4 protein-coding genes and 1 pseudogene are annotated in these 5,520 nt (G+C 42.4%); 2 read left to right on the plus strand and 3 right to left on the minus strand.

The features are described 5' to 3' along the window. Positions 1 to 545 (minus strand): annotated as a pseudogene (locus AB4623_RS11735) (IS5 family transposase); the annotation flags it as partial. A 581-nt stretch (positions 546 to 1,126) separates the two neighbouring features. On the opposite strand from AB4623_RS11735, the gene AB4623_RS11740 reads away from it, so the two are divergent. Both AB4623_RS11740 and AB4623_RS11745 read left to right on the plus strand, forming a co-directional pair. Continuing rightward, positions 1,127 to 2,725, plus strand: coding sequence for an ADP-ribosyltransferase (locus AB4623_RS11740; RefSeq protein WP_305373724.1), 1,599 nt, complete (start codon positions 1,127 to 1,129; stop codon positions 2,723 to 2,725). Between the two features lie 57 nt (positions 2,726 to 2,782). Beyond that, the gene (locus tag AB4623_RS11745) at positions 2,783 to 3,043 is read left to right on the plus strand and encodes a hypothetical protein (RefSeq protein ID WP_102534049.1); all 261 of its coding nucleotides are present in this window, start codon (positions 2,783 to 2,785) and stop codon (positions 3,041 to 3,043) included. 242 nt (positions 3,044 to 3,285) lie between these two features. Here the strand turns inward: AB4623_RS11745 and AB4623_RS11750 are convergent, their stop codons facing one another. Together AB4623_RS11750 and AB4623_RS11755 are read right to left on the minus strand one after the other, a co-directional pair. Beyond that, positions 3,286 to 3,462, minus strand: coding sequence for a hypothetical protein (locus tag AB4623_RS11750; protein WP_157936399.1), 177 nt, complete (start codon positions 3,460 to 3,462; stop codon positions 3,286 to 3,288). Between the two features lie 760 nt (positions 3,463 to 4,222). Next, a complete protein-coding gene (locus AB4623_RS11755; RefSeq protein ID WP_372146435.1) occupies positions 4,223 to 5,056 on the minus strand; it encodes a hypothetical protein in 834 nt (277 codons plus the stop codon). Between the last annotated feature and the right edge of the window lie 464 nt (positions 5,057 to 5,520).

Here is a 5,520-nt window from a genome sequence, read left to right on the forward strand (position 1 = left end):
GTTTCAGTAAGTTCGGGAGTACTTCTCCATCTGTAACCGTCGATAAACTTAGCTCGGCGGCAATGATCTCATGAGTGTTGGTATCGACGGCAATATGAAGCTTTCGCCAGACTCTACGCTTGCCATCCGTCCCATGTTTTTTTGACTTTCCATTCACCTTCGCCATAAACCTTAAGGCCAGTAGCATCAATAGCTAGGTGCTGTATCGCTCCTCTCGTTTTAGTCTTAAATGAGACCTCAACTTGCTTGGCTCTACGACTGATGCAGGTGTAATGCGGACAACTTAACGGAACATGGGCTAACCTAAATATCGAGTCGATAAATCCTTGAAGCGCTCTCAATGGCCTAGAAAAAACTCGTTTCACCATGAGTACTGTCGTGATAGCTAAATCACTGAACCGACGCGGCCTCCCGCGCTTATTCTGTTTACTTTGCGCCCACCCGCTTATTGCTTCTTCATCAATCCAAAAGGTCAGAGAGCCACGGTTAATGAGTGATTGGTTGTATTGCTTCCAGTTGGTTGTTTTGTAACGAGGCTTAGGCATAGGGCTACGAGAGAGGGTGGAGGTAGCTGATCAGATCGTAGGTTCTTGATTTAGTTCCACTGAATTACGCAACAAAGCCCTTCTTCAATGTCGTGGTTTTGTTGCGTACTTCACTTTAGATACAGAGTCTCCCCGTTTCTTTTGCATATTTCGGTTTAAACCGCTCACTGATTCCCGCTGTTTTTCAAGCAAGTTGTCGCCATTTTTACAAATTTATAACGTCTTAGGCTGCTTTGTTCTCTGGATTTAAGAATACCTCGTCAATAAAGCTCCAATCTCTGGTTTGACCACTCCATCAACACTTTTTTCATCGCGTAAGTTTTACACACCTGTACATTGTCATTTCTCAAGCTCAATCGTCCTCCTAGCAACTGTTTAACTCGATACATCGCTGTTTTTGAGAGTGAACGTTTGTGGTATCCATACCGCTCTTTCCAAACTTATTTAAGCCGCATAAGGCTACGAGAGGTAGTGGACGTAGCTGGTCAGATCGTAGGTTCTGAATTTAGTTCCACGGAATTATGCTATAAAGCCAAGAGTCATACTCATGATAGTTCAAATGAAATTCCAGCTACAGAATTATGACTAATATTGATATTTACTCATATATTGTTTTGCTTACAATATATGAGTATTCAACAACAAAAGGCAAGCAGTACCAAATGATAAGCACGATTCAATCTAATCCAACACTGAGCCCTATTATTTCAAACCATCTAGCTGATCAAATGCCGATAGCAGGTTCGATGGGAGAAAAAACAGTCGTATTTGTACCTACTAACTCCGAAGTACAAGAATTATCCGCCCGGACGGAATTAGCACCAAAGTCGACGCTTAAAGATAAAGTGATTAGTTTCGTTAATAGTGCATCTGATTTTATTAAAGGGTTATTTTCTTCAGGAAAAGAGACTAAGAGCTCGCCTGTAGTCCAAGCCCCGCAATCTATGACGATGGCGGAAATGGGGAAAATAGCTTTGAAAGACAGTTTAAATGGATTTTCTCAATTGAATAGGTTGTCTGGCTTAAATGGGGCTTCGTTACAACAGCAACACACTGAATTGGCAACGGGAAATGGTGCGCTTCGTTCTACAGCAACTGCTTTACAAGCAATTAAGCAGTTTGCGACACCCGAGCTAAGTCAGGTAGCAACTAAGCTTCTGGCTACTGAAGTAATAGGTCACTCATTCCAGCAGTGGGCAACTACAGGTGGGACTGTCTCTACTTTTGTTCAAAGTGCGTCAACTGAAAAGATGCACGCTGCAAGTGAAGAATTAAAACTATTATCTGCTCAAGTTGGTGAACTTAAAGAGGCTATTAGTTCTTATTTTGAGCAGGAAACACAGAAACAAAGCTCGAGCGAGCATTCTGTCAGGACGATTGCTGTTAGTTCTGAAACTGATAATGATTTAGGTATTAGAAGTGGTTCAGCTAAGGATAATAGTAAGAAAACAGCACTGGATTCGGTGAGTTACTTGTCTACACGAGTAACAGCGAATTTAACACCATCACTATCTAGTGAAACAATAAATAAGCTACAAGATGCGCTAAGCGAAGGCAATATTTCATTTAAATTTATTCAGAATATCGCCTTGAATAAAGGGGATCTGAGTCTAGTTCGTGAACTGGCGCTTTCTACTGTCCCTAAACAAGAGAAAAATTATTCAGGGCATCTAGGATTAATAGTGGACTCACTTTCACACAAACGTCCAAATGTAAGCGCCACTATGCAAGGTTTACAAGGTTTTATTGATACATCGGCCTTGCAATGGCATGAAAAAACGGCAAAAAAACCTGAAGACGCGCTTGATGCGAATGCTCATGCTCGTTTTGATGGGGATTTAATGAGTTCAGCTTTGGATCAAATGTCGAAAAGTGACCTGAAAGCGACATTAACGCAATTGGAAGGTGCATTTGGTCAGCGTTTACGAGGCGTTTTTGGGTTGGTTGCTGAAAAAGTTCCGTCGTCAGATTTGGCGCAAGGTGACAATGTTTTAATCTCGACTGCCATGCGTTTCAGTGGCCTAGTAGAAGGCTTGATGACTGCTTTGAGTGAAAAGTTGGGTGAAGCGACCGACGTTCGGTTCAAGGATTGTGATTTCGTTAGTGAGCTTTCAGAACTAACAGCGATTGAGAAGGCGGCATTAATCAAAGTAGGAATTAAAGAAGAAATGTTGCTCTAATTTTCCCTTCGAGCGGTAACGACTGTTTTTATAATTCACACATAATGGAGGTTTTCTGTGTCAAAATGCCCGATTAGTTTTTTATTTGAGAAGAATCAATCTCGCCTGGAAGTCGCTGTTATTGACTTGGATGTAAAGCAAAGGATGAGTGATTTTTATCAGCTTGCTCAAAAACGATACTTGTTAGAAGAATTTTTATTACTTCTAAATCGTAGTCAATACAATGTTTTTCAAAATGACGTACTCTCTTGCCTTTATCGCTTGGGTATAAAGAGAGTCGATTTAAAAGTGGGCAGTAAAACGTTGAATATTTTATAAAACTCTGACCAGAACGTTATATAAGGGCTTCAAGGAAGGTAATAACCGTAGTCTTTCGGTCTTTTTTGTGACGTTGTCATAGTGAAGGTTGGGTGAGGCGATCATTCCCCTCACTCAATTAGTACCTGAATATGATAACAATAAGGCCGATGGGTAGTCGTCGCTAAACCAAGACAACAACATATAACGCTCCTAACTGTTCATTAGATGAGTAGTACAAAGGTCTGTGAGATCCGATACAGTTAGGCTTGCGATGGATATTCTTTCTCTACATTACTCTTGTGGCCAATCACCAAATGCACTGTAGGGTTCTGTGGTTTAACTGAAATTGCGATTTTCATGTTCATGTTACGGTTGTTTTGCAAGTAACCGACCGCCGCATTTAGTTCTGGAACATACTGAGCCACACCCACCGACACTCCACCTTCCGTTGTTTGAGTGAAAAATAGGAAGTGTCATATCCGTCCTTTTCTCTTCTAGTAACCCATGTGTTTTTCTAGGCTAACAGCGTAAGAAGAGAAACACCTCGAAGTAATACTAATTTATGTTCCTTGAGTTTGAATTACCCTCTGACGCTGATAAATCGAAACGCTAATCTTAGTATTCAAGGGGCCATTCATTTTGTAAAGCAGCAAGCTTAAGCGGCTGAATAAGAACCGTGACCATTTAATGAAATTAAGAAGAAAGCCTCTCACAGCGCCATACTGCTCTTTTTAGGCTGCAATATTGACAGCACTAAAAACCCTCGCCCTGCTAAGCCATACCATCCGGATGAAGGTGGACGTTAAGTAAGGAGATGATGAAAGGGAGCCACCTGACTCAGCGTTTAATCGAAGAAGGTCCCTGTCGTATGACAAAAGAAGGTTGCCGCGCCGTTTTTTTTGCTTGTCCTTAAGTATTTATTTTTCTATTGATTTAATTATTTATCTTTATACGTAGTGTTCATAAGCGCAGCCCCTTATTGATGGCCATTATAGCGATCTTTTTTATCCTTCCTTTCTTGCACGGCCTTTCTTATAAAAAACCGTGAATAGAGAAATCCCTTCCGAATGAGACTGCGTGCGCAAGATAACCCTGAATAACCTGTTGGGAGAAACAAGAAAAATGAGAGATAAAGCAGGGTAGGATAAGGTTCAGACGTGCTGATCCCTCCGCTTTCGCGGAGACAAAAATATCCCTTTAATTAGGGGCTAAGTCGGGTTGATACTCACTAAAGAAGGCTGAGGTTGTTTGAGCGTACATGTTTAATGTTGACGCATTGAAGATCTCTTGTATCCCTGACGCGATCTTACGGAAAGAGAGCCACTGAAAGCTCAGTCCTTTCTTGGTCTGGCGTTCCCGTGTTGCGAGGATCAATTCGCTGATGTTGGTGTAACGCACGACTTTTAAGTCATTAAAGAAGCGAGGTGTAAACTGTTTGTACGCGGGTGCACTGCGTATCGTCCCTTCGTCTTGGTCGACACACACATTGATCCGCTCACTGTGAAAATAGCTGGCACGCTTTAGATACTTCACCGCTTTAGCAAAGGACTTCGGCGAAATAAACTCTCCAAAGCGCAACGCATAATCTTCTTGAAGCTGGTCGTAGCTGATGGTTTTCAATCCCGCTTCGGTGGGCAAACCGATGCGCCCGCCAATGAGGTCTGTGTTCGGCAGAGTGCACGCTAATACTTTCGCAATTAAGGTGCGACACTGCACATTATTCACCGCTTCACCGCCCCATGCATTGAGTGACGGGAAACGATTGGGGTTGGTAATAAATTCTTCACACCCTTTTAAGATCCGCGCGTATTCTGGCGGCAGGGTTTCTACTTTACCGCTTCGAAGCAACCGGCGAGACTTGAATCCGATCTCAAAAGGCGTCTTAGGGTTCCGCGCGTTCTCTTCTTCAACGACACGTTGATACAATTCAATCAAATCCAGTTTGCGAGCCTTACGCTTACAGCGATACTGCGCATCGTAACTCGATTTATCGAGCGGGGGAGGGGAGGAGTCGTGTCCAGGCGTCTTCATAACATTCACCGTCCACGTTTAAAACACACAGCACTTCATCCCGAGGGATAAACAAGCGGTGTGATTGAGAATGTGTTGTTTGGGCTTTAGCCCACGCCAAGGCTGAGTCAAATGCGTCATATTTTGAGGTCCAATAGGTTTTTGAGGTTGTTCAGATTCCACACCAAACAATGAAATTTCAACCTAGCTCAACCGAAAAAATAAATCAAACGCCGGTTTTTTAGACACAAAAAAGCCGTCTACTATTGGAAAGACGGCTTTTTTGCGAATGCTATATAGTCGAGTTGGAGGCCCAACACACTCTAAACCTTAAGAAAACACACTACATAAGGCACTACTGGTTAGCGAGCAATGTCGTGTGTTTTAACTTTATAGACCTGATGTAAGTATAGCGTGTCGTCGCCTGGTATTTCAATCTTTAAGTAACCTTGTGGTTTTTTCCTTTACATAATCTAAATAATACG

The organism is Vibrio sp. 10N.222.52.C12, from assembly GCF_041474215.1.
Classification (GTDB): Bacteria; Pseudomonadota; Gammaproteobacteria; order Enterobacterales; family Vibrionaceae; genus Vibrio; species Vibrio crassostreae_C.